23 protein-coding genes and 1 pseudogene are annotated in these 25,831 nt (G+C 35.7%); 13 read left to right on the top strand and 11 right to left on the bottom strand.

What is annotated here, in order from left to right:
* The first annotated feature begins 1,283 nt into the window (after nucleotides 1-1,283).
* Nucleotides 1,284-2,461, top strand: a protein-coding gene (locus tag OGI71_RS07285) for an IS3 family transposase (protein WP_282251020.1) whose coding sequence is annotated in 2 segments (ribosomal slippage) — nucleotides 1,284-1,554 and nucleotides 1,554-2,461 — 1,179 coding nt in all. Because the reading frame shifts where the segments join, the coding sequence is not laid out codon by codon here.
* A 145-nt stretch (nucleotides 2,462-2,606) separates the two neighbouring features.
* Here the strand turns inward: OGI71_RS07285 and OGI71_RS07280 are convergent.
* From OGI71_RS07280 to OGI71_RS07265, 4 genes are all read right to left on the bottom strand, one after another.
* Nucleotides 2,607-3,290, bottom strand: coding sequence for an ATP-dependent Clp protease proteolytic subunit (locus OGI71_RS07280; protein ID WP_282254735.1), 684 nt, complete (start codon nucleotides 3,288-3,290; stop codon nucleotides 2,607-2,609).
* A 12-nt stretch (nucleotides 3,291-3,302) separates the two neighbouring features.
* Nucleotides 3,303-3,575 (bottom strand): hypothetical protein, encoded by a 273-nt coding sequence (locus tag OGI71_RS07275; protein ID WP_282254734.1) that lies wholly within the window; start codon nucleotides 3,573-3,575, stop codon nucleotides 3,303-3,305.
* Nucleotides 3,556-4,089, bottom strand: coding sequence for a sigma-70 family RNA polymerase sigma factor (locus tag OGI71_RS07270; RefSeq protein WP_282254733.1), 534 nt, complete (start codon nucleotides 4,087-4,089; stop codon nucleotides 3,556-3,558). The genes OGI71_RS07275 and OGI71_RS07270 overlap by 20 nt, the downstream gene beginning before the upstream one ends.
* Before the next feature lie 51 nt (nucleotides 4,090-4,140).
* A protein-coding gene (locus tag OGI71_RS07265) for an IS3 family transposase (protein WP_282251020.1) occupies nucleotides 4,141-5,318 on the bottom strand; the annotation gives its coding sequence in 2 pieces (ribosomal slippage) (nucleotides 4,141-5,048 and nucleotides 5,048-5,318; 1,179 coding nt in all).
* A 213-nt stretch (nucleotides 5,319-5,531) separates the two neighbouring features.
* Between OGI71_RS07265 and OGI71_RS07260 the strand changes: the two genes are divergently transcribed.
* The 6 genes from OGI71_RS07260 (at nucleotide 5,532) to OGI71_RS07235 (ending at nucleotide 12,462) form a co-directional block, all read left to right on the top strand.
* Nucleotides 5,532-6,056, top strand: coding sequence for a hypothetical protein (locus OGI71_RS07260; RefSeq protein WP_282254732.1), 525 nt, complete (start codon nucleotides 5,532-5,534; stop codon nucleotides 6,054-6,056).
* A gap of 166 nt (nucleotides 6,057-6,222) precedes the next feature.
* Entirely contained in the window at nucleotides 6,223-7,350 is a 1,128-nt protein-coding gene (locus tag OGI71_RS07255) for a serine hydrolase domain-containing protein (protein ID WP_282254731.1), read from the top strand.
* Nucleotides 7,351-8,518: 1,168 nt separating this feature from the next.
* Nucleotides 8,519-9,190: a hypothetical protein gene (locus tag OGI71_RS07250; protein WP_282254730.1), complete on the top strand. Its 672-nt coding sequence runs from the start codon at nucleotides 8,519-8,521 to the stop codon at nucleotides 9,188-9,190.
* Between the two features lie 305 nt (nucleotides 9,191-9,495).
* Nucleotides 9,496-10,485 (top strand): hypothetical protein, encoded by a 990-nt coding sequence (locus OGI71_RS07245; RefSeq protein ID WP_282254729.1) that lies wholly within the window; start codon nucleotides 9,496-9,498, stop codon nucleotides 10,483-10,485.
* 237 nt (nucleotides 10,486-10,722) lie between these two features.
* Nucleotides 10,723-11,292, top strand: coding sequence for a Crp/Fnr family transcriptional regulator (locus tag OGI71_RS07240; RefSeq protein WP_282254728.1), 570 nt, complete (start codon nucleotides 10,723-10,725; stop codon nucleotides 11,290-11,292).
* A 96-nt stretch (nucleotides 11,293-11,388) separates the two neighbouring features.
* On the top strand, nucleotides 11,389-12,462 hold the full coding sequence (locus tag OGI71_RS07235) for a nitronate monooxygenase (protein ID WP_282254727.1): 1,074 nt from the start codon (nucleotides 11,389-11,391) through the stop codon (nucleotides 12,460-12,462).
* A gap of 70 nt (nucleotides 12,463-12,532) precedes the next feature.
* Here OGI71_RS07235 and OGI71_RS07230 read toward each other — a convergent pair whose 3' ends face one another.
* The 3 genes from OGI71_RS07230 to OGI71_RS07220 form a co-directional block, all read right to left on the bottom strand.
* Complete coding sequence (locus OGI71_RS07230; RefSeq protein ID WP_282254726.1) at nucleotides 12,533-13,204, bottom strand: phosphodiester glycosidase family protein; 672 nt, start codon at nucleotides 13,202-13,204, stop codon at nucleotides 12,533-12,535.
* Nucleotides 13,205-13,621: 417 nt separating this feature from the next.
* On the bottom strand, nucleotides 13,622-14,221 hold the full coding sequence (locus OGI71_RS07225) for an NAD(P)H-dependent oxidoreductase (RefSeq protein ID WP_282254725.1): 600 nt from the start codon (nucleotides 14,219-14,221) through the stop codon (nucleotides 13,622-13,624).
* A gap of 76 nt (nucleotides 14,222-14,297) precedes the next feature.
* Complete coding sequence (locus OGI71_RS07220; protein WP_282254724.1) at nucleotides 14,298-15,122, bottom strand: helix-turn-helix domain-containing protein; 825 nt, start codon at nucleotides 15,120-15,122, stop codon at nucleotides 14,298-14,300.
* A 160-nt stretch (nucleotides 15,123-15,282) separates the two neighbouring features.
* Between OGI71_RS07220 and OGI71_RS07215 the strand changes: the two genes are divergently transcribed.
* Both OGI71_RS07215 and OGI71_RS07210 read left to right on the top strand, forming a co-directional pair.
* Nucleotides 15,283-16,110 (top strand): hypothetical protein, encoded by an 828-nt coding sequence (locus OGI71_RS07215; protein ID WP_282254723.1) that lies wholly within the window; start codon nucleotides 15,283-15,285, stop codon nucleotides 16,108-16,110.
* 231 nt (nucleotides 16,111-16,341) lie between these two features.
* Complete coding sequence (locus OGI71_RS07210; protein WP_282254722.1) at nucleotides 16,342-16,938, top strand: hypothetical protein; 597 nt, start codon at nucleotides 16,342-16,344, stop codon at nucleotides 16,936-16,938.
* 204 nt (nucleotides 16,939-17,142) lie between these two features.
* Here the strand turns inward: OGI71_RS07210 and OGI71_RS07205 are convergent.
* The 3 genes and pseudogenes from OGI71_RS07205 to OGI71_RS07195 all read right to left on the bottom strand — a co-directional run bounded on the left by OGI71_RS07205 (nucleotide 17,143) and on the right by OGI71_RS07195 (nucleotide 19,021).
* Nucleotides 17,143-17,937: pseudogene (locus OGI71_RS07205) on the bottom strand (IS256 family transposase).
* 102 nt (nucleotides 17,938-18,039) lie between these two features.
* Nucleotides 18,040-18,549, bottom strand: a complete 510-nt coding sequence (locus tag OGI71_RS07200; protein ID WP_282254721.1) for a hypothetical protein — start codon at nucleotides 18,547-18,549, stop codon at nucleotides 18,040-18,042.
* Nucleotides 18,550-18,724: 175 nt separating this feature from the next.
* Nucleotides 18,725-19,021 (bottom strand): GNAT family N-acetyltransferase, encoded by a 297-nt coding sequence (locus tag OGI71_RS07195; RefSeq protein ID WP_282254720.1) that lies wholly within the window; start codon nucleotides 19,019-19,021, stop codon nucleotides 18,725-18,727.
* 479 nt (nucleotides 19,022-19,500) lie between these two features.
* Here OGI71_RS07195 and OGI71_RS07190 point away from each other — a divergent pair, with 479 nt between their 5' ends.
* Nucleotides 19,501-20,142, top strand: coding sequence for a hypothetical protein (locus tag OGI71_RS07190; protein ID WP_282254719.1), 642 nt, complete (start codon nucleotides 19,501-19,503; stop codon nucleotides 20,140-20,142).
* Between the two features lie 155 nt (nucleotides 20,143-20,297).
* On the top strand, nucleotides 20,298-21,236 hold the full coding sequence (locus tag OGI71_RS07185) for an SPFH domain-containing protein (RefSeq protein WP_282254718.1): 939 nt from the start codon (nucleotides 20,298-20,300) through the stop codon (nucleotides 21,234-21,236).
* A 284-nt stretch (nucleotides 21,237-21,520) separates the two neighbouring features.
* On the opposite strand, the gene OGI71_RS07180 is transcribed toward OGI71_RS07185, so the two are convergent.
* A complete protein-coding gene (locus OGI71_RS07180) occupies nucleotides 21,521-21,730 on the bottom strand; it encodes a transposase (RefSeq protein ID WP_282254717.1) in 210 nt (69 codons plus the stop codon).
* Nucleotides 21,731-22,349: 619 nt separating this feature from the next.
* On the opposite strand from OGI71_RS07180, the gene OGI71_RS07175 reads away from it, so the two are divergent.
* Together OGI71_RS07175 and ligD are read left to right on the top strand one after the other, a co-directional pair.
* Nucleotides 22,350-23,129 carry a Ku protein gene (locus OGI71_RS07175; RefSeq protein WP_282254716.1) on the top strand — a complete coding sequence of 260 codons (780 nt, stop codon included), beginning with the start codon at nucleotides 22,350-22,352 and terminating at the stop codon, nucleotides 23,127-23,129.
* Nucleotides 23,130-23,174: 45 nt separating this feature from the next.
* Nucleotides 23,175-25,730, top strand: a complete 2,556-nt coding sequence (ligD, locus tag OGI71_RS07170) for a DNA ligase D (protein ID WP_282254715.1) — start codon at nucleotides 23,175-23,177, stop codon at nucleotides 25,728-25,730.
* The last annotated feature ends 101 nt before the right edge of the window (nucleotides 25,731-25,831 follow it).

Raw genomic sequence — 25,831 nt, 5'->3', positions numbered from 1 at the left:
CCGCTATACTTGATTTCATATTTATATCCGGAGATAAACAATAGTGTGTACCGGTTTGGGTTGTAATTCTTAGCATAAAAGCCTTTTTCGAATTATAGTTGTAGATATTATAGGTTGTATTAGTCGGTAGATCAATTTCATTCCCACTACTATCTTTCATGTAAAATTTGTCTCCAGATTTCATAAAAGAAATTATCTGCATGGTACTTTTCATAACAATAATTAGAAGCCCAAAAACTACACTCAAGACTGCAATGATTAGCTGGGTTAGATTTACAGTATATTTAACACCAATTGCTTTAATGAATACTATCGAAAAAGGGAATAAAATAAATATGGTGATTAGTGATGCCCAAAAGGTATATTTACTATTGAAGATAGATAATGTTATCTCATTTTTATTCATGTATCGTTGAATTAAGTCGCTAAATTATCTCTGTTCTTAATCCACGTTTGTGAATGCCGTTGAGATTTTCCTTATACTTTTCTATATTGTTGCTGAAGTTAGTAAATAAGAGCGAACAGAGCAACAAACCGATGGGTTTATCGCAAGCAGATTATCTTTTAGTGCATTTACATATAACGATAGTCATATCATACAAACGAATCTTAAATGATGTACATCGAATATAAGATTGTGGTTCGTTATAGTGAAAAATAACGTAGTTTTAAATTGAATTTAGCGTTAATCACTGTGATTAATACTTTGAAAAAAGTCTTAGAAATAATTGAAACTACTTAACGGGGGTTTATATTTTGAATGTATACTTGGAAATATATGAAAAAAATTATATTTAGGTTTTCGCTGTTTAATCTTCTACTATGTGTTATATTATTTATCCTTTATAGAATTGTTATTAGTGGATTAGAGCCTACCGGTACAACTCTTTTTGATAGTTTTCTTAGTATTATGGATTTGTTTCTAAGTCTTGGGTTTTCAATGCTATATGTTGTTGCTATTTGTATTAGTACCTTGTTGTTTTTTCTAAATCAAATTGAAAAAATTAGGAACAGTTATTTTTTGTCCTTATTGACATTTTCCGGAATTCCGTTCTTGTGTGTTGTTTTTCTAGCTGTCGCTATTTTGGTTGATATTTACCAATATAGTGTAACGCTGATTCCATTAAAAATGCTGTTATACTTTTCAATAATCTATTTATTATGTACTGTTGTTGAATTTCTAGTGTTCAGAAAGAAACTTAGAAAAGTAATAGATAGTTGATTTGAAGTTGCTACATTTGACTGGACATTAAGTTAAGAGAATTTAATAACTTAACAGACTTATGTCAAGAGAAAGAAAAGTTTATACCAAAGAGTTCAAACTGATGAGCGTTGAACTGAGCAACACGCGTAGCGACCTTAGCGCGCTGGCTAGGGAACTGGATATTAGCCCAGCATTATTGTATAGGTGGCGAAAGGAACATTCTGTAAAACAAGGAAGTAGTTTCTCTGGGAATGGAAAAGTTATCTTGAGTGAGAGTGAACAGGAGTTAGCACGATTAAGAAAAGAACTTCGGGAGACACAGATGGAACGGGATATATTAAAGAAGGCTGTAAGCATCTTCTCCAAGAGCGACACCAAATATTCAGGTTCATAAGGGACAATAGGGAAATATTTTCAGTCGAGAAGATGTGTCAGGTGTTCAAGGTGAGCAGAGCGGGCTACTACAACTTTTTAAAGGGTATCCCTTCAAATAGAAGTATTGAAAACCAACAGATTACTATGGAAATCCAGGATGCATTTATAAGAAGTAAAAATACTTACGGCAGTCCGCGTATTACCAGAGAACTACACAAAAAGAATATTAAAATATCCAGAGTGAGGGTAGCCAAACTGATGAGAAAGGCCGGGTTAAGAAGTATTGTCAAGAAAAAATTTAAGGTGACCACAGACTCCACCCATAAGTTTTCGGTACCGGAGAATATATTGGACCGTGATTTTAAACCGGGAACACTTGGTGCAGTATGGGTATCAGACATCACTTACATCAAAACGCAGCAGGGATGGTTGTATCTGACAACTGTAATCGATCTGGGAGATCGAAAAGTAATTGGATGGGCTTTAAGTGAGACTATGAATGCGGTAGATACGGTGATTTCTGCTTTTAAAATGGCACAAAAAGCAAGGCCAATCACCCAGAAACTAATATTCCATTCCGATCGTGGCGTACAGTATGCCTGTCATGAGTTCAGCTCTATGGTGGAAAAAAATCCACTCATCATAAGAAGCATGAGTAGAAAGGGAAATTGCTGGGATAATGCTGTCGCTGAAAGTTTTTTCAAGACACTGAAAGCGGAATGTATATATCAGCATAAATTCGCTCACAGGAAGCAAGCTGCGCTTATTGTCTTTGAATATATTGAGACTTGGTACAACCGAAAAAGGCAACATTCTGCCTTAGGATACTTATCACCAGAGGAGTTTACTAGAAAAATAAATAAACAAAATATTGCAGCTTAACTAGGTGTCCATTTTATTGTTGCAATTCCAATTTGAATATAGGTGTGGAAAAGCTAATTATATACCTTCGCTTGAAAATAATAATAATCGCTATTGACAGGAAGTTGTCATTAGCGATTGTATACTATCAATGACTTACAGCTTATTAGGTCAAAACTTCGTCTATTATTCCAAATTCTTTTGCTTCAGCTGCTACCATCCAATGATCTCTGTCACTAATATCGTGAACTTTCTGATAGCTTTGGCCGCTATGTTTGGCTATAATATCACAAAGTTCTTTTTTTATTTTTAAAACTTGATTGGCAGTAATCTCAATGTCTGATGCCTGTCCTTGCACACCTCCTAACGGTTGGTGCAACATGACCCGTGCATGCGTCAGGGCGCTTCGTTTACCCTTAGCGCCACCACAAAGTAATATTGCACCAAAAGAGAGGGCCATGCCGGTACAGATTGTGGCAACATCCGGACTAATTAATTGCATGGTATCGTAAATGCCAAGTCCCGCATAAACTTCACCACCAGGAGAGTTAATATACATATGTATATCCTTTTTGGGGTCAACGGACTGAAGGAACAATAGTTGGGCTTGTACGATATTTGCAATATTGGATTCGACAGGAGCTCCCATAAATATAATACGGTCGATCATTAACCTGGAGAAAACATCCATCTGTGATACTCGCAACTCGCGTTCTTCGGTAATGTAAGGTGTCATTGCATGGGGGATACTGGAGCTTTCGATATGTGCAATGTAATTATCTACCCTTTCTTTTGGGACATAGCAGTGCCCGGCCGCAAATTTGCGGAACTCATTTTTGTCAATATTCATGATTTTGGAGATTTATGGTTTTCTAAATAGCCGCATTACTTTTTGGCTAAAACGTGTGTTTTTGGGTTGTGTAAACAGTGTTTGATGTATCGCTTCAATTTCACTTTTTAACTGCTTGCGACCATATCGTTGTATGGCCTCGTAAGCTTTTTGTTGCATGATAACTTTCTCTGCCAATTCCTCGTCCAGCAACAAATGGGCTTCGAAAAGCAATGTGTCACTAGGATGATTTGTCCCTAGGAGATGAGTTTCTATCTGTTGGGTTTCATTCCATGAAGTCGTCATAAACTAAGGATTTTTCTTTAACAGTTTCTCTCACTTTCTCTAAGCATTTGTATTTTTGAACAGTAGCACTCCGGGTTCCTGAATACCCGAATTCATCTGCGATCTCTTGAAGTGACATCTGGTCATAGTAAAAGCTTTTTAATAAATCCATACATTTGCGTCCTGCAGTTTCCAAGAAGCGAAGCAGTCGCTTACTTGAAGGAAACTCATCGTTCGCTAATGGGATTTCAATATGATCTAAGGGTAGGTTCAGGCTCGTTTGATAATAACGTTTCAGCCAGAGGTTTTTGGCTGTACCGACCAAATACCCAATATCATTCGTCAGTACCGTTGGAGTCCGTGTAGTCTTTTCATAATATACCACCAAGGCGTCTTGAAATACATCCTTGGCTTCATCAAAGTTTCCCCCCATACGACTGACATATTTAGCGACTGCTGGAAATGCACTTTTATACAGATCCATTATAAGTGTCTGCCGCCTCAATACTCGATTTGAATTACTAATACTGTGCATATTATAATTACCTTTTATAACTGGAATTGCAACAATAAAATGGACACCTAGTTAAGCTGCAATATTTTGTTTATTTATTTTTCTAGTAAACTCCTCTGGTGATAAGTATCCTAAGGCAGAATGTTGCCTTTTTCGGTTGTACCAAGTCTCAATATATTCAAAGACAATAAGCGCAGCTTGCTTCCTGTGAGCGAATTTATGCTGATATATACATTCCGCTTTCAGTGTCTTGAAAAAACTTTCAGCGACAGCATTATCCCAGCAATTTCCCTTTCTACTCATGCTTCTTATGATGAGTGGATTTTTTTCCACCATAGAGCTGAACTCATGACAGGCATACTGTACGCCACGATCGGAATGGAATATTAGTTTCTGGGTGATTGGCCTTGCTTTTTGTGCCATTTTAAAAGCAGAAATCACCGTATCTACCGCATTCATAGTCTCACTTAAAGCCCATCCAATTACTTTTCGATCTCCCAGATCGATTACAGTTGTCAGATACAACCATCCCTGCTGCGTTTTGATGTAAGTGATGTCTGATACCCATACTGCACCAAGTGTTCCCGGTTTAAAATCACGGTCCAATATATTCTCCGGTACCGAAAACTTATGGGTGGAGTCTGTGGTCACCTTAAATTTTTTCTTGACAATACTTCTTAACCCGGCCTTTCTCATCAGTTTGGCTACCCTCACTCTGGATATTTTAATATTCTTTTTGTGTAGTTCTCTGGTAATACGCGGACTGCCGTAAGTATTTTTACTTCTTATAAATGCATCCTGGATTTCCATAGTAATCTGTTGGTTTTCAATACTTCTATTTGAAGGGATACCCTTTAAAAAGTTGTAGTAGCCCGCTCTGCTCACCTTGAACACCTGACACATCTTCTCGACTGAAAATATTTCCCTATTGTCCCTTATGAACCTGAATATTTGGTGTCGCTCTTGGAGAAGATGCTTACAGCCTTCTTTAATATATCCCGTTCCATCTGTGTCTCCCGAAGTTCTTTTCTTAATCGTGCTAACTCCTGTTCACTCTCACTCAAGATAACTTTTCCATTCCCAGAGAAACTACTTCCTTGTTTTACAGAATGTTCCTTTCGCCACCTATACAATAATGCTGGGCTAATATCCAGTTCCCTAGCCAGCGCGCTAAGGTCGCTACGCGTGTTGCTCAGTTCAACGCTCATCAGTTTGAACTCTTTGGTATAAACTTTTCTTTCTCTTGACATAAGTCTGTTAAGTTATTAAATTCTCTTAACTTAATGTCCAGTCAAATGTAGCAACTTCAAGCCTATAAAAATTTTCTGTAGTATCTATAGATCCAGTCAAGTCTGTAAGATCTATCTGGCAATATAATATATGCTTAAAGATGGTTATATTTAAGTTATATAAACCGTGCAATGGTGATAGCCGAAAAAAGAAAGCCCATAAGAAAGGTGAGGATGCGATTAGTGCTTCTGTGTATTATTTTAAGTCTATGTGGATGTGCTTCGTTGAAGCAGACGAGACAAGATAGCATGCATGAAATTTCTGAATTACAGTCTTTCGATGGAACTTATGAGAATCTAACAAGTGATCATGAGGGGAGCGAATTTTCGTCTCTATGGAATCAGCTGATCCTGAAAAATGAGATTGATATGTTGGATTTCAAGAACGCGAAAATAAGACTCAAGGCAATTGGAAGGAGCCAAATCAAAGCGACTTGGTTGGATAACGGTCTCGAAAAGAAAAGCATTGTGCTAAAAGGAAAGTTAAAAGGCAATTATTTCGTATCTCAGCATAAGCGCACCATCATACCTATCCCGCTAATATATGGAATGATCCAGAATAACCAATTCCAACTCTGGTTGGATCAAAATAGTCAGCTGCGTGTGGATAGGCTGCAGAATAGGTGGGGCTGGATATTTGTTTTCCTAGCGGGAACAGATAATACGTCTAACTACGAATACATAAAGGTGAAGGAATAGGTAGGCAATCTAGTTTTGGTGAAGCTTATTTACTATTAATTGATGCCATCGAAATTTGTGAAAGAGAGTAGATCAGATGATAAATTTATAATTGGGTTTTGCGAATAGATGCCATATTTGCGTGAGTGATGGCGAATGAGTAGATTAGTATAAAAATCAATTCGATATGAAAGCCCTATTAACCTGTATTTTTTGCTCATTGATTTCTCTTTCGCTATTTGCCCAAGTACAAAAAAATAAAAATGATCACTTTGCAGCTATTGATTCGGTGTTAGACCAGGTTTTAAGCGATCATCATGTAGCTGGTTTTGCAGTCGCGGTGGTGAAAGGGAATAAGGTCATTTATAGTAAAGGATTTGGCTATCGTGATATCGTCAATAAGAAACCTGTCACACCCAATACGCTTTTTGCCATAGGTTCCAGCTCCAAAGCTTTTACAGCTTCATTGTTAGGTTTGTTGAGGCAGGATGGTAAACTGACGTTTGAGGATAAGGCTGTAACACTACTTCCTAAGTTGAAGTTCTATAGTGATGAGATGGATAATCAGATCATTCTTCGGGACCTCATGGCGCATAGGACGGGTTTGTCAAGGTATGATTTATCCTGGTTTCTATTTAATAGCGATAACAAAGATAGTCTGATAACACGTGTTAAGTATATGAAACCTAGTTCGCCTGTACGGATGAAATGGTATTATAATAACTTTATGTATTTGGCACAAGGAATGATTGTTGAACGATTAAGTGGTAAAACTTGGGAGAAAAATATACAGGAAAGGTTTTTCAACCCTTTAGAGATGATGCGTTCCAATACGGATATCCAGACATTTCAAAGAGATAGTAACGCTTCGTTACCCTATACTGTCTCTAAAGATAATATGATTAAACAGATTGATTATTACAATATTAATGGGATGGGACCAGCTGGAAGTATGAACAGTAGTGTTAATGACATGGCCAACTGGCTAAAGATTTGGCTCAATGGCGGTCGTTTCAATGGGAAAGTTATACTGCCAATAGATTATATTAGTGAGGCTGCAAGTTCTCAAATGGTTATGGACGCAGCATTACCGGACAAACACAAAGACATTTTCCTCTCCAATTATGGTTTAGGCTGGATGATTGGTTCCTACAGAGGGCATTATCAAGTAGAACACGGTGGTAATATAAATGGTTTCTCTGCAAATGTTGCATTTTTTCCAACTGATTCTCTGGGAATAGTGGTATTGACTAATCAAAATGTTTCTAAGGTTCCCACTATCGTAAGGAATTCTATTGCGGATAGGCTACTTTAATTAGAACCAATTGATTGGAATGGTGAAAAAAAGGCCGAAATTGAAGCTTCACGTCTAGTTAAAAAAGAAGAAGGAAAGATTCCTGTCCCATCAACGACACCTTCTCATAAGCTGAAAGATTATACGGGCTCCTTCGAGAATCCTGCTTATGGAATCATTAAAATACATCTTAAAGATAATAACTTATACACTCTGCTTGGTTATGAAAACGTTATTCTCAAACATAGGCATTATGATGTTTTTGATCCAAGATTGGTAGATAAAAATGGGGTTGCGGATACGGAGCCAAGCAATCTTCTATTTAACTTTTTTAGCGATGTGGCTGGTCAGATTCAAGGTATAGGAATTTTGCTGGACGGTAGTGAAAAACCGGTTATGTTTGATCGCAAGGCGACGCCTGTTGGCGTAATGAAGTAAGAGTTGATGTAAATAAATTTAATAAGTACGATCAATTAACCCATGAATCATTGTGTCTATAATAAAGCGAATTATAGATGAACGCTATCAAATATAAATTGATAAGCCCACCTTAACAAGAAATAGGGTAGATTTAAGTGGAATTTAGTTTTCGATCACGAATAAAATGAAGGAGTATAATAGTAGATTGAAGACTAAAATTAATAAAAATGGAAATACACACCTTTTCATAAAAGTTAGAAAATGCTAATAGATATAATCAAAGATGCTAAGATAAAATTGCTTAAAAATGATCTCGGACATTTGCCCTTGATGAATAGGGCTCATATCGCTGAAAACCTGCGTGATCCTATAAAGATTAATCAGGTTTTCCTAGCCTGCTGTAAACTTGTCTATTCGACTTTCGAAATAAATGATGTTCCGCTTTGTCCAATATCTTGAACAAAGCGGAACATCATTTATATGGAAAGGAAAACTTTGATTTTAGAATACTTTATGACAAAAATAAAAACTATTTAGAGGCAGTTAATTTAATAATTAGTGAATTGTCAATTTCAAAGGATATAATATAAAAAAAATGGATGTAGATATTGAAAAGCAAAATCAGAAATGCGTCCGGTACCAATGGTAATAATCGAAAAATTGACCGTGTACAAGCAAGAACTCAAAGACAGCAAAATGACCCTATGTTGGAACAGATTTTGCTCGATTATACAGACGAAATGATACTATTTTTTATGAACCTTTGCACATGGCAAAACCAATAAATATACATAATATATCCGTTGTAGCGATTTCTCGAGTGTATATTGCCACAATTTCTAGCTGTACCATGTTTATGGTGTTGCTTCTCTTTACCACTACGTGTTTCGCAACCTCGAAGAGGTATCTACAAGATACCGTTCGAGGAGGTTCGGAACTGCAGGTCTTTGATACCATCGTGACCAAGTGCGTCTATCAAGATGCATATGGAAAAAACACATTGCACGTAAAAGTCACGAATCCCTGCAATGATGATTCGTCTAGATTTGATGGAGTACTCACCCAGATCGAAGCGCGTGTGAAAAACAAAAAAGGTTCTACATCGGTGGTCTATGCATATCCCTATTCTCAAATGTCATTAATCTACTTCGTAAAGGAAGAAATACATATCCAGAACCTTGGTGGGCGAAAGGCGGCTATCATTCCTTTTTATTACTGTGGGGGATACGAGAGCTATGATATGAAAGTATCCTATATTGTCATTTATAGAAACAAGGACTATATCTTCCATCTAGACTATTATTGTGGAGAAGGAAAGGACTGTAAACCTGTCCAAAGCTTAAAAGTTACGCTGAGTGGTCTTCCAAAGGACATTCGGAGCTATTTGACCGGATACTTGACAAAAAAACATAAGTCCAGATCCAGCTTCCACCAGGAATAAACCCTAAATATTACTATACCAACGTGACAGATATTTCTTGTCCATTTTTATGGTGGATATCATGTTTTAAATACAAGTTGTGTTAAGAAATTATGAAATCTGCTACTTTGCTCATATAAAAGGAATATCGATAATTACAAGAATAGATTTACAAATATTAAATTGTAGCAGACGAATATTAGTATTCGCACTAATTTGAGAAACCAGATATTGATATTTGTGTTGTATGTATGGGGTCCGTCCGAAGTCATTCTTCTTTCGAAGAAAATTACCATTTCATGGTTCCCTTTTTATATTAGCTATATATGTATAAAATTAATATCATTTGTTTTACCATTTTATTTTCCCTTTTTTCTAGCTACAGTAATGCTCAGATAGAGAATAAGGCAATAGACACAGATGTACCTTCGAGCGATAAGGGATTAGTGTTCTCCAAAGGAAATAAAATTAACCTTATAGTTTTACCCTTTGGATATTCAGATATTTCAAAACAAGAGAGCATTGACGCCATTCTGTCTACCATACAGAATGAAAAGAAATTGAAAGAACTTCATGCGTTAAATTTTGAAAAAGTAATCAAAAAAGATCTGATGTTACTTCCCGAAGAATATGATGTTTTTCTGCCATTTAGTGAGAATGTAAATGAGAAATATGATAGTGTTAAAATTGCATCTAATTTTCTGGGTTATGGAGCGCATTCATTGTACTTTGTAGCTGTATATAATACTGTCCGTTATGCCGAGCCGTTTATTGAACAAGTGTACTTAATTTCAACGAAGGACAGTAAGCTTATTGATATGAAAAGAATATATCTTCATCATGAGGGGGAAATGGGATTTGCACACTATACCTTATTTACCATCGCTGAAAATTATATAATTTCCATACAAGATTATGAATTTAGCGAAGGTCCCCTAATATTAAGACCTTTACGTAAATACCAGATTCTTCCTTCTGGGAAATTTTCTAGATATTATGATAATAATGGCTTCTATAAAAATGATGAGGAGCAAGGGATGGTGAAAAACCATAAGAAAGAAGGCAAATGGATAGAGTTTAAATCAAATTTTCATATTGATTTACAACGGTATTCAGAATTTACCGATCCTTATACTTACTTGGAAGCGGAGTATAAAAATGGTTCTCCCGTTGGAACATGGAAGTTTTATAAATTACTGCAAAAATACAATGAAGAAACAGGAAGACCCATAGTAAATACTAGGAAAAAAGGACAGTTAATTTATACCGAAATATATAACGAAGGAATATTGGAAAAACGGGAGTTTCGGTTCTAAGAAACCAATTTAACAGATTGGTCTTTCATTTAGGGTTCATTACCAGCTCCTACTGTATCTATTTCGGCCATGCTAAAATATGAGAAACCTTCCAAAATGTATCAATGATCATAGATGTCAGCTTATTTAAGTTAATCCTTGAAATCTGCTGTGCTAAGCATTTTAATTTCGTAATTTTAGGAGATGAATATTAAAATCCACTTAAACTTTCTATAAATTGAAATATGCGTTATTAACATGAGCGAAATTCTAAGAGATCAGTTTCAGAAGATTATTGCTATCCAGCCTGAAGAATTTGATTACATATTAGGTCACTTTATATATAAAAAATTTAAAAAACATCAGTTTTTAGTACAAGATGGCCAACATGTTACTTTCGATTATTTTTTGCTTTCAGGTTGCGTGAAATCTTACTATAGTGATGAAAATGGAAAGATGCATATTTTACTTTTTGCATTAAAAGATTGGTGGATTACCGATTATGAAGCCTATTACTACCAGAAAAATGCGATTGTCAATATTGATTGCTTAGAAGATACCGAAGTACTGTGCCTGAGTAATGATAATAGAGAAAAACTATGTCGTGAGTTCCATCAGATCGAACATTTCTTTCGAAAGAAAACCAATCGTAGGAATGTTGCCTTGCAGAATCGGGTCCTTTCTTTGTTGAGTAGTAGTGCAAAACAGCGTTATGAAAAATTTCTATTAGAGTATCCATCGCTTGTACAGAAACTACCAAAGCACATTTTAGCATCTTATCTTGGCGTTAGCCGGGAAACCCTTAGCCGACTTTATTCCACAAAATAATTTTGATCTATATCACATTTTTTTTGTGCGGTAGATCCTTTTATAGTAGTATAAATAGCGTGAATTTTACATTGTAAAATATTAAAAATGTAAACAATGTGGAATGACACAAAACTTACTCGGTTACTAGGCATTGATTTGCCTATTGTTCAAGGACCTTTCGGGGGAAAAATATCATCTACGGATCTCGCTGCTATCGTGTCCAACAGTGGAGGGTTAGGATCTTATGGTTGTCAACCTTTTTATGCAAATGAAATTATTGCAATTTCAGAAGAAATTAGGGAAAAGACCAACAAGCCTTTCAATCTCAATCTTTGGGTAAAAAGTCAGGATGATAATATTGGGGATTTTAATGAACTTACCCTTCGGGAGGTAACTCAACTATTTCAACCCTATTTTAATGAAGCAGGAATAGAGCCACCCCCGTTTCCACTCCATGATAGTCCGTCTTTTGAGAATCAAATTGAAGCTATTTTCGCAATAAGACCAGCAGTATTTAGTTTCGTTTATGGCATACCCACAGTAGATATTTTAGAAAAATGCCGCCAATTGAATATCAAAACTGTAGGGGCAGCTACCACATTGGATGAAGCTATTGCCATTGAAAATTCGGGAATTGATGCCGTAGTCGCTACAGGCTTTGATGCCGGTGGGCATCGAGTCTCATTTCTAAATAAAGCTGAGGAAAGTCTCATAGGTACATTTTCCTTGATCCCTCAGATCGCCGATCATGTCAGGATTCCAGTTATAGCTGCAGGTGGTATCGCTGATTATCGAGGCGTAAGAGCCGCTTTTTCACTGGGTGCAGATGCTGTCCAGATTGGGACAGCATTTTTGGCTACCCAAGAATCAGGTGCAAGTCAAACCTATCGGCAGAAATTATTCTCAGTTGAGGCACGATATACCACGCTAACCAAAATATTTACCGGAAGATTATCGCGAGCAATCAAAAATAGATTGACAGAAGAATTGAAGGATTATCAGGAACAATTGGCTCCGTACCCTTTTCAGGGCAAGATTGTGGGAAAACTTGGTGCATATCCCGCAAATACAGAGTCTGATCCCGAACTGAAATCATTTTGGTCAGGGCAGGCCGCATCAATTTTAAAGTTCCATCGGGCCAAAGATTTAATTGAGAATATCATTACTGAAATGGCAACATTCGAATAAAAAAGTAAATTATCCGAAATTATCGCATAGCCTTAGTTATACCAATCATGACTCCAAAGTCTCCATCATTTTATACCCAGTTTTTCTCAGGAAGATAGGCTCTGGAAACAAAACCATCTAGGTATAGTGCATTTTTGCATCCTGATTCCTTAAAAAATCGTGCAAGATTATAAAAACTGATCTCTTCTTTGGGCAGGACAAAGAGGAGATCCCCATTTCCCAAAATGCCTACACCATTCCCTATATTCAGATTTTTAGAATCTTTTTGAAAAATGGGATTTATTTCTCCGTTCATGAGTAGCATCGGTCCAGATTGAGTAGCATACCTGATTTCCGTGCTCTGTCTGAATTTTTGAGTTTTAACAATTACTGTCTGATTATTTCTCGTCAGGTAGAATATTCCATTTCGAGGAAGGTAGGAGTTTCCGTTGCCTTTTAATGTATCAATTGATTTTAGCATTTTAAAATTATCGATATAAAGACCCTTCGGGGAATTGTCGGGCTCAAACATTCCACCATTCATGGCAAACAATAATGTTTCGTTCCTAGCTTCAACTTCTTTCTTCAGCCGAGCAATACTTCTTAGAATGGTATGATCATTATTTTTCCAATACAATTTTACATTTCCTTTATCAGGGCTTACTTGATAAATTACAAACTGATCTTCATTTTTTATTTTTTCTTTACAGGATAACATGAAGAGGAGAAGGAGTGAGAGGATAAAACTGGTTATAATTTTCATGTGCTTTGCTCGGAACATTCTATTGACTGAATTAAGATACGAAAGATTATATAACAAAATATTGCCAAAAATAGTGCTTTCTATAAGGATTTGAAGGAGAGGTGCTTACTGTTTATGTCAATAGAATCTATTAGATATCAGAACTTTTAAAACAGCTTTTCATATTGATAAAGTTCCACCAATTGAAATATAGGTTGTTGCATTCATTAATAATAATGTTCCAGACTATGAAGTAGAAGAAAGTAAGGCAGAGTTTCAATATCCTGCCTTTTTTCTTTAAGTCTTTATTAATCACATTCCCTATGATCGAGGACCACAGATGTTTTGTATAAATTGAAATAATTCCATCCCACTAATACTATCGTAACGACATAATAGAATTGAGTGAGCTAGATGAGTTTCCTTATACGATGAGCTCTAACAATTAGAAAGTTGAGAGCCTATTTTAGTATATACATCTCTGATTTTAGAAAGCCATATTTCAACGATCTCAGGAGTGGCACGATCGGCTTTATCAAAAAAGAAATGCTCTTTGACCTGAAATCCACAATAGGTGTAGATACCTTTATCGGATGTCAGTAGTAATGCCTTATCCATACCGATAGTGCTATACTCTTCATTGGATTTTCCATGCGTATTGAGAATTATCGCTTGTTTTCCAGTTAATAGCCCTTTTTGTATACCCTGATCATAACGATAGGCAAATCCATAACTAAATACCCTGTCAATGTATCCTTTCATAATCGCCGGCATACCGGTCCACCAGATTGGGTAGATAAAGGTGAGTATATCTGCCCAAGAAATATATTCCTGCTCTTTTTTAATAAGTTCATTGACAATGCCTTTTCGTTGACCTGTCATATCTTCCAGAGACAGCACAGGGTCAAATCCGAGCGTGTAAAGATCTCTGACGATTACATCCTGTTTTTGTTGTTCTAGAATTTTTTCAATAGCTTGTTTAAACTGACCATTCAGACTTTCCTGATTTGGATGGGCATAAGTAATAAGATGTTTCATAGCGTTACTTTATTTGATTGAACAGTACAAATTTAAAATAGGGCAAATCAGGAAAATTGTAAGAAAACGAAAATAGCTATTTGCCGGTAGCTTGACAGATATCCTGCTGGAACTTTAGGTAGTTCTTAGGCGAAAGATTAATAAAATGTTTAAAGTCGTGAATAAGCTGGCTTTGATCATAATAGCCGCATTTATCGATAATTTCAAACCAGTTTACCTTTTCATTGGAAAAATCTATCTGTTGAATCAATTCAATCGCTTTAAAGAAACGATTATAACGGATGATCTCCTTGGCGCTGAAACCAAAATGCTTTTTATGAATCAATTGAATGTTTCTTTCACTTTGCCGTACTTTTTCTGCAATAGACTTGATTGGATTTATTGTATCTGATTTGAAACTAGCTAATAGATTAGACGTTACATTTTGAAAGTTGAGATAAGGCTGGCAGAAATTGAGAATATGAGCCACCTTTTCCTGTACACCATCTATACTATTCAATTGTGCCCATAGACTAGTAAAACAATTTTCTTCCATTGCTTCATCGGGATGAATCGGCAAATGATTAGATAAAAATGCTTTGCCAAAAAAACGGTAGAATGAATCATCTTTGAAATTGAGAACCAATATGTTGGAGTTTGGAGGGATACCGTATTCAAATGCGGACTTAATAGGTCCCAAAACAATACATTTTCCAACTTTGATTTTCGTTTTTTGCTTGGAAATCAAAAATGCAGGCTCTCCGAAATTAAAAACCATGATGGTTTGGAAAGATGGTAAAAGTGTTTTGGTTATTGTTGTTTCAGTTCTATTTTCCGCAAAATAAAAATGTGAGAATACTGTTTCAAACTCTTGAGGAGAGGGAATTCTGTAATAATAATATGTTAGTTTACTGGATTTCATTTTTAAGCTTACAATTTACGAAAAAACATTCATAAGCTAGATATAAGATCATTTCTATCTTACAGTCTTTCACATTTACAATACTAAAACATAGCTTTTTATAGCGAGTAACTGTTTCTTTTCCATACTTTTGACTTATAGAAATTAATAGTTCAAGTTTATGAAATCGACAACTACAATAATAGCATATGTTTTTGTAATCATGTTGTTGATTTCTTGTACAAGAAATCAATCTAGAAGCACCTCAAACGAGGATGATACTAATTTAGCTAAAATTGATTCTACAGCGATCGACGGTCGAATACCTAAGCCTAAGTCTATCAGGAAACAGGTTGTGCAAAAATATATAGATACATTGCATATTCCGTCAAAATATGTAATAGTGATTCCGTTGGAAATTAATAAGAAAAAGATAGATATCCGATTGTTACTCGCAAGATCCGAAGATTTGTTACGAGGGAAAAATTATACCATTGCTGAAATAGAAGCGGGTACAAATATCTTTTTACCGAAGTCTGCTTACAGATGTATTGAAGGAACTATTGAACTTCAGCATTGGCAAACTATAAATAGCGATTCATATTATTATACCTATGGTTATTATAAGGATAAAGAATTTAAAGAAAATGAGTTTGTAAGTAGAAAAAGAATGACTTTTCGTAAAGGAGATTATAATTTTATAACAATAATAGATATGGATAATGATGGATATGAAGACCTTCTTATTCTGGATCTAGCAAGCTCCAGGAGAGATAATGATATTTACCAATTTTACAAGTGGTCTGAAAAAGAAAGTAAATTTATATTTATCCCAGATTTTTTTGATAAAGCGGCTTTCTATGGATGGGACAAAACAGGAAAATATCTAATAACGGGTGTAAGTGACAGCAGAGAAAGAAAACTCTATAAAAATAAAATCGTTCGGGGCAAACTTAAGACCATTGATCAATGTATAGAATATGCTGTATCAGATAAACAATGTTGGTAAATATATATGTCATTCACCTTTAGTCTGTGCTGATAATATTGGGCGAAGCTATGCTGCCCAAATCGACAACAAAATTATCAGCATATGTTCTTCACAGAAATTCAGTGAAATGGCTCGGTAATGATATCCACCCAACTTTGAACGAGGAGGAACTCTTTGCATTTATAGAAAAGGAGTTTTTAAATAGAGAATTGAGTTTAATCATTGAATAGATCTGAAAATAGAATAAGCATGCAAAAACTGTTTACACTACTGTTGATAACAGTATTTATTTTCTTGGGTTGCGACAGCAAAACGGAAAAGAAAACGACAAAAATACCGCTAATAACAAAAAGCATTAGAGATGATGGCGCTCTTATAGAAAAAGACAAAGAAATTTTCAATTATGATCTAGACTTATTGGCACAGCTTCCTCTAAGGGATCTTCCGATAATAGACAGTACTACTTTCGACAATGTTGAAAAATATGGAGTATATGACACTGGTTTTCTGAAACGCATAAAGTTTGATCCTGGATGTAACGATGCAACAGATTTCAGGTTAAAATACAAAATACCTTTCTCTGAAAATTTTACTTCCATTGTGGTTAGCTATCAGTGCGGTGAGCACGAGCTCTTCACAACATTGATTACAGTAGATAAAAAATACAAAATCATCGATAAACTTCAAATTTCTTATGACGAAATAGCAGAATCTGCATTTGGTAAAAGGAGCCAAATTGAAAAAGATAAAATAGTCATAACGAGCTCAAATTGGATGAATGAAGAGCCCATTTTTGAAACAGAAACATATGCTTTACTAAAAAATGGCAAGTTTAAAAAAATGTAACTGCAATATACGAATATGATAATAGTATTTTACAAGAAAGCATACAAGGATGATTTGGATGTTTTTAAAAGATTATAAAATTGGAACAATATTACCCTGGGGAGGAAGAATGGGCAATATTTTCCACGCTGTATAGGTCTATGCCCCAGCTAGCGGGATTAATGGAATTGAAAAATAAATTTCTTGACGAGTCTTTAGCCTATCTTATAGTAGGATTTCTGATCTGATGGACAACACAGACCTGGGTACTACACTCAGGAAAAACACTCCGTATAGTATAGTAGCGGAGAAACCATTGAGATTATCAGTCGCTGTAATCAGCATATCCTCTACGCCCCGGGATTTCAGGTCTGTCAGGATTCCCATCCAAAAACTGGCACTTTCATTTTTGCCCAGCCACATACCCAGAACTTCTTTATAGCTATCCCTGTTCAGGCCCACAGCAAGATAAATGGTCTTATTGACCACTTTGGAGTTCTCCCTGACCTTAAAAACAATGCCATCCATCCAGACAATCAGATATACGTTGTCCAGCGGGCGGTTTTGTCAGGCGATCACATCATCCACGACACGGTCGGTAATCCGGGAAATCGTCAATTCAGAAAGGTCAAATCCATACACATCCCGCATCATATTTTCTATATCCGAAACACTCATGCCTTTGGCATACAGCGAAACGATCACGTTCTCCACTCCGTCAATCATGTTCTTGCGTTTGGGAACGATGATGGGATTGAATGTGCCATCGCGATCCCGGGGAACCTGAATTTCCAGATCTCCCTGATCGCCACGGACCTTTTTGCTCGTATATCCGTTGCGTGAATTACCCTGACCACTGTGCTCATGCTTTTCATAGCCAAGGTGGCCGTCCATTTCTCCTTCAAGCATTTGCGATACTGCACGTGCCTGTAACTCGCGGAAAAACGATTGCAGCTCCAAGCCGTCCTTAAAACTCTTTAAGAACTCCTTGTCGTTTAATAGTGAATCCTTGTCAATCATACTCTTATAAAGTTAAGTAAATAAAAAATGCGAAGTCCTTTCCAACTCCGCATTTTTATAACTTACACACTTTATGAGACAATGTCCTTCGCTACTCTCCTTTCAATTTATTGGATTCATATGGCAATCCAATATTCTGTAAACCTTTATAGTATCATCTTCTGATATATATCTTTTTGCGTCTTCCAAAGAGTCAAATTCTATATACATATCGTAGTCATCTTTTGAAAATAATTGAAACTCAATTGTGTAAGTGCCTTTTTCTATTCGAAGGGCGTCTGTCTCTTTTTTATTAGCAGCGATAAGTAATTGCGTATTAGCTTCCAGTAGTTCAAAATTACCTTCTAATACAGAAGAATACCTTTTTAGTAGGTTTGCAATTTCCGTCAGATAAAATGTGTTAAGCTCCTGGCCATATTTATGGTATTGAGAGAATTCATTTTCAAAACATTTTGTATCAGAATTTTCCTCTATAGTGTCATATATTTCATCTAATCTTTTATTGTACCTTTTTATATTTTCGTTTTCAAGCTCTAGATTATCAATGTAATAGTTGTTTATTTTTGCCCAAATTGGGGTAGATACAATTGCTTCAAACCAAATATCAATCATTATATCATCTTTATGAGCCTCATAATGCATTTCATAAGCAATTTGGCGTTCTTCAAAATCCGAGAAACCATATTTTTTTGCAAGAAGGAAAAAATAAGTTTGATGCTTTCAATAATATCTGTGTAAAAATTAGTTTCTTCCATGGGTTTATATTTCTTACTAAACTAGGATATAATCACGATATACTTTTAGATTTCTTACAGGACTTATGATTGGCAATATGCAAACGGTTAATGAGAGAAAAATAGTGAATTATCGGATCAACTACTGCTTCAATCGAATGAAGTTTCATTCTCTTAAAGCCATATTTGACGACCTCAGCGATAGCTTCAGTGACATAACTCCGTCCCTGGAAGTTTGGAAGTAACATATAGCCAATTTCTGTCCTATAATGCTCAGGTTTAATATGATAATAACCTATAGTTCCAATCATTTTAGGATCATCTTTTAATGTGATTATCCAGTTAATCATTTCATTTGCAGCAATTTTTTCATCTGTCAATTTGAGAAACTCTATCAATTTAATCCCATTGCCTGCAATGGTTTTGAAGTTAATAAACCAGATTGATAAAGGAAAAAATATCTAACTCCTTAAATAAAATTCCCTATATGAACTCAAACAATTAAAGACCAACCGTATCAAAAAATAAGTTATGGGAACTAGCAATTGCGTTGAAAAAATGTGACTTTGCACTAACAGGATTTGTATTCAAATTTTGCATTCAAATAAAGTGGTGATGTATCATACAAATAAAGTAAATTAGTAAAGATATAATCAGGAAGATTTTTAATCATTGAATAATAATAAAATACAAACAACGCTTGGCGCACCAGCAAAATTTAATGAAAAGAAAATGCATAATCATAGGAGTTTCATTACGGATTGATAGGTAGTGTAGTTTTCTTGACGGGATATAAGGTGAACTCGAAAAGCAGGTCAAAACAAACAAGATGAATAGAATTAATAAAAATTTTTACCGTTATCTTATATCTATTTTAATTACAGTCCCAATGAGCGTATTCTCTCAAAATGTTGAAAATAAAAACAATTATACTTATCAGGTTAGAGAAGAAAAGGGGGACTTAAATCACGATGGTAAAATGGACAAAATAACTGTGAAAATGGATACTGTTGATGAAACAAGGCCGTTGAGGTTACAAGTTTTCCTGTCTCAGCCTAATGGAAAGCTAACTTTGGCTGTATCGTCCGATAAAATCATCGAACCGCAATTTCCTACTGAAAACCATGGCAAATTTAATGGCTTTCAAATTCCGAATTTCTTTATAGAAAAAGGAGTTTTAAAAATGTGGAGTGAAATTAAGGGAGGAAACATTACTTACCACTTCAAATATAACAAGGGCAATTTTGAATTGATTTATGTTGATAAACTCACAAGCGACACAACTAAGGGCTATATTGACGAAAACACCATATTCACAGAAACAAAATTTAACCTGATTACGGGGATTCGAATCGAATCCGATGAAAAATTAGGTTCAGCCGAAGTACCGAAAGTAAGAAAAAAAAGAGTTTTGATACGACCTTTACCCAGAATACAGGATTTTAAGTTTTCTGATAAAGACCGATATTAATTATTGTCGATTGAATATTGCATTTGGAAATCATTGTACAGTCAATCTGAACAAAATTGAAAAAAGAAGTAACAAAGATAAAATAAAAGGAATTGCTGCTAGAATGACAATATAAAGGTGTAAATTCGTGTATCACCAATAATAAATTTAAGGATATGATATATTTAGGAATTCTAATCTTTTTCGGACTTATTACCTTATTTGCTTCCTTTTATACTGTAAAACAAGAATCTGCAGCTGTGGTAGAAAGGTTAGGTAAATTTTTGAAAGTAAGCCACGCCGGTTTGCATTTAAAAATTCCGTTTTTTGATCAAATCTCCAAACGCCTGAATCTTAGAATAAAGCAATTGGATGTCATTATCGACACCAAAACGTTGGATAATGTTTTCGTAAAGATGAAAGTTTCTGTTCAGTATCAGGTGATCAGAGAGAATGTAAGAGACGCTTATTATCGTCTAGAAAATCCTGAGAATCAGATTACGTCTTATGTTTTTGATGTTGTGCGTGCTGAAGTTCCAAAAACAAAATTAGATGACGTTTTTGTAAGAAAAGATGATATTGCCATTGCCGTAAAAAGTGAATTGCAGGAAGCGATGCAAAGTTATGGTTACGATATTATCAAAGCTTTAGTGACAGATATCGATCCTGATGAACAGGTAAAACACGCCATGAACAGAATCAACGCTGCCGAACGTGAAAAGACTGCTGCAGAATATGAATCCGAAGCGCAAAGAATCCGAATTGTTGCTGTTGCAAAAGCTGAAGCAGAATCTAAAAAGCTTCAAGGACAAGGTATTGCAGACCAGAGAAGGGAGATTGCAAGAGGACTGGAAGAATCTGTGAAAATGCTCAATGCGGCTAATATCAACGCTCAGGAAGCCTCTGCTTTAATTGTGGTTACTCAACATTATGACACGCTGAATGCTATTGGAGCCAATAGCAGAAGCAATTTGGTTTTACTTCCGAACTCGCCGACGGCTGCAAGCTCCATGCTAAATGATTTGGTTGTCTCCATGGCAGCAACACAAAAAATAGACGAATATAATAAAAATCAATCACCTGAACTTCCAAAAAATAGAGGTCAGCAGGAATAGAAACTTAAAAGAACTGTATCTGTTTGTTGCATCCTTTCGTTATGATTAATTGATGGGAGTGTAACACGAACTGTGTCATAGGATTAAATTTTAAAAATCTCTTTCCAGTATGAGCCTATCCCCAAATCTAATATAAAGTTGGGATATGGTCAAGCCCCAGTTATGCATTTGCATCGTCCTTTTTTTTGCGATATCCTTTATGATCAGATACATCAATTTCATTAGTGCCTATTCAGAGCTGAAAGCTCCTTTAGATTATTCATTAGAGTTTATTCTTAAGGCATTCATGAGCTCGCTTCGCTCGGTTTAATGATTTTTCGTATCTGACGATGCATTCCCTCGATCGAATTTGTCGTGTATATAATTTTGCGAACCTGTTCCTCGTACTGAAAGAAAGTGGAAAGATTGGTCCAGTTATCCAACCAGGATTTGGCGGCAAGTGGATATTTCTTACTCCATTTTTCCTCGAAAGACAGCAGGTTTTCATAGCCCATTTCTATGGAAAAATAGTGTATATATTTAATTTTTCCTGATCAATTCTAATTTACGCGATTTTTCCCAAAAACCATTTTCATCGAGAATTTTTAAATAGCTGTTCGCTGGTTCGTTAGCATGATAATATTTATCCAGTTGATCGGTTAATGCTGTGAGAAAGTCAAAAAAAACTGAAAAGTCTTCCTTTGAGTTGTAAAAACTGCCACCATATTCAAAGTCGGACTTGTTGGTTCGTAACTAGAGTGGAGTCCCTATCAAATTTAAATAAATTGTGCAAGTCTGTAGAAGATATTGATGAAGAAAGATTCAAAATTGATATGAAGTCTTTATTAGATTAATTACAATTTATTTACGCAGAGATGCAGATCCTGTTACTTATCGACGTTCAGTTACATAACAATATTTATTCCCCTTTTTTATGCAATTAACAATGCAAGATATGTATATAAAAATCTATCTCTATAAAACTTTTCCCTGTAAGGACTTGTTCTCTATATAGTTACCAAATGGTAAAAGGAGTAGGGCGTTAATTTACAGACAAGAAGGGCTGATGAAATCAGAAGATGTTTAAACCAATTTAGCGAGGGATTGGTACTGTAGCTTAAAAAAACAAAACATATGAGGGCAATCTGGAATGGAGCAATAGGTTTTGGGTTGGTGAATATACCGATCAAACTATACTCGGCTAGTGAATCGAGTACTTTGGATTTGGATATGCTGGACAAAAAAGATTTCAGCAATATCAAATACAAAAGGGTAAATGAAAATACCAATAAAGAAGTAGCCTGGGAAAATATAGTAAAAGGCTACAAAATAGAAGACAAATATATTGTACTGGAGGATGCCGATTTTGAGGCTGTAAGCCCTGAAAAATCTAAAATCTTAAGTATTATTCAGTTTGTAAAGGAAGATGAAGTGGACCCTGCACTTTTCGAAACACCTTATTTTCTGGAGCCTCAAAAAAATGGCGAAGCGGCCTATAGACTATTACTGGAAGCACTACAGAAAACCAAAATGGCAGGAATAGGTTCATTCATTCTAAGAGAAAGGGAGATCCTGTGTATGATTCGCCCTTACGAAAATAAAGTTCTGATGGTGAACAGAATGCGGTATCCTGAAGAAATGAGAAATTATAGTGAGTTGAAAATTCCATCAGGAAAAGCGCCAAAACCCGAAGAACTGAAAATGGCAGAAACCTTAATTAAATCATTAGCCGAGACTTTTGATCCTTCAAAGTACAGAGACACCTACAATGAGGATCTGCTGAAAATTATAAAACAGAAAGCAAAGGGTAAAAACGTAAAACCTAAGGAAACCAAAGAACCCGCAGGAAAAGCGACGGATCTTATGGCAATGCTGAAAGCAAGTCTCGAGTCTGGAAAAAGAAAAGTAGGGTAGATTAAAAGACTGATCATTAATCCTTGTAGAAACTCTAATTTATTCATGATGCCATTAGAAGAATATCATAAAAAGAGAGATTTTAAGACAACTTCCGAACCGGAAGGCAAACAGAACGAAAGTACCACAAAATTAAAATTTGTGGTTCAACGTCATGCCGCAACACGTCTGCATTACGATTTCCGGTTGGAAATGGAAGGAGTTCTTAAAAGCTGGGCCGTTCCAAAAGGTCCTTCCCTTAATCCATCAGACAAGAGATTGGCAATGATGGTGGAAGATCATCCCTATGAATATAGAAGATTTGAAGGAAGTATTCCCCAAGGAAATTACGGTGCCGGAGAAGTTGAAATTTGGGATGAAGGAACTTATGAACCATTAGAAAAAATAACTGGAAAAACTGACGATCTGATCATGCGTGCTGAATTGCATAAACAATCTTTAAAAGTTATTTTACATGGTAAGAAGCTGAAAGGTGAGTTCGCGCTGGTAAAAATAAAAAACACCGCAGAAGAGAATGCATGGCTGCTCATTAAGCATAAAGACAAGTATTCTGTTTCCGAAGATTATGATGCCGAAGAGCATATTTCAAAAAATTCTAAAGTCACAGCTTATCTTCAGAAGAAGACCAGCAAAAAAAAAAATGAAACTGCCGAAAGTCTGAAGCATTATAAAAATTATGCGCAGTCACTTTCCCAGGAAAAGAAATTACCCGGTTTCATCAGACCCATGTTATGTAAAACAAGCGATATACCTTTCGATGACAAAGACTGGGCTTTTGAAATAAAATGGGATGGATACAGGGCTATAGCGGATCTGCGAAATGAAGTTATTCAGTTATATTCCAGAAACGGACTAGATTTTTCAATATCCTTTAAAAAAATTGCTGATTCACTCAAAATTCAAAAACATGAGATGGTACTCGATGGTGAAATCGTTGCCTATGATGATAAAGGAAAGCCCAATTTCCAATGGTTGCAGCGGATTGGGGAACAAAACATAGATTTGGTGCTAATATATCAGGTTTTCGATCTGTTATCGTTGAACGGGCATTCGACTGAAAATCTTTCTTATTTGCAACGGAAAGAATTATTAAAAGAAGCCTTAGCAGAAAACGAAATTATCCAGTATCACGACCATATCCTTGAAAAGGGGAAAGATTTTTTTCAAGCTGCTGAAGATATGGGGTTGGAGGGTATTATTGCTAAAAAACTGGACAGTACATATAAAGAGAATACCAGAAGTTCGGAGTGGCTGAAAATAAAAATTCATAAAAGCGACGAAGCGGTGATCTGCGGATTTACGGAACCTAAGGGGGCTAGAAAGCAATTTGGATCACTTATTTTAGGAAAGTATTTGGAGGATGAGCTGGTTTTTTGTGGACATAGCGGAACTGGATTTACGGATAAACTCCTCCGAGAGTTATACCAGAAAATGCAACAACTGAGGGTGAAAGAATCGGCATTTAAAGTAACACCCAAGACTAATTCCAGAGCAACCTGGCTTAGACCTGAGATGGTCGCCGAGATCAAGTTTACCGAGCTTACAAAGGATCATATTTACCGGCATCCTGTTTTTTTAAGATTAAGAGAAGACATTGATCCACTAGAGGTTAAATTTACGACAGACGTACCTGATAAAAAAACTAAAATGGAATCTAAAATACCGAGAAAAGCCCCTGAAAAAGATCAAGTGAAGAAGATTGGCAAGCAGCAGGTGCTCCTTACCAATCAGAAAAAGCTATATTTTCCCGAAGATAGAGTTAGCAAGGGAGATATTGTTGATTATTATCAGCGTATTTCTAAGTTTATTCTGCCCCATCTTAGAAACCGTCCCCAGTCACTCAATCGTTTTCCGAATGGCATTGGAGGATTAAGTTTTTATCAGAAAGATGCGGATGAACATACACCTAATTGGGTGACATTAGAGAAAGTATATTCTGAAACTAATGATAAATACCTCGATTATATTATTTGTAATGATAAAGAAACATTGGCATACCTCAACAATTTAGGGTGTATTGAGCTTAATGTGTGGACCAGCCGTGTACAAAAAGCTGAATTTCCCGATTATCTAGTACTCGATCTTGACCCCTCCGAAAAAAATACATTTGAGGACGTCATAGAAGTGGCTCTAGTTGTGAAAGAAGTGTTGGATAGAATAGGTATTGTAGGATATCCAAAAACTTCAGGAAGCTCCGGTATTCATGTCTATATACCTATGGGAGGGAAATATACCTATGACCAGGTGAAGGGTTTTGGACATATACTCATGCAATTGGTTCAGGAGAAACTTCCTGAGCTTACCACATTAGAAAGAAGCCTTCAAAAAAGGGACAAAAAGAAAATCTATCTGGATTATCTACAGAATAGAAGAGCGCAGACCTTGGCGAGTGTGTACAGTATACGCCCAAAACCCGGTGCACCTGTTTCTGCTCCTTTAGAATGGGCTGAAGTTAAAAAAGGTCTTCGCCCAACTGATTTCAATATCTTCAATATGGCCGAACGTTTAAAAGACAAAGGAGACTTGTTCAAACCTGTATTAGCAAAAGGCATAGACCTTTTAAAAGCACTATCCAAATTTGAAAATCAATCATATTTGTAGATTTCATTGATAATTCCAAATATCGAATTTTTTATAATGCTACAACTAAAAGTGAAAAAAGTGAAGTTTATAATTTAATAAAATCTACTTTTCTATAAAAT

This window comes from Sphingobacterium sp. ML3W (assembly GCF_029542085.1).
Lineage (GTDB): Bacteria > Bacteroidota > Bacteroidia > Sphingobacteriales > Sphingobacteriaceae > Sphingobacterium.
Note: the sequence above shows the minus strand (reverse complement) of the source record. Positions and strands in the feature narration are given on the sequence as shown.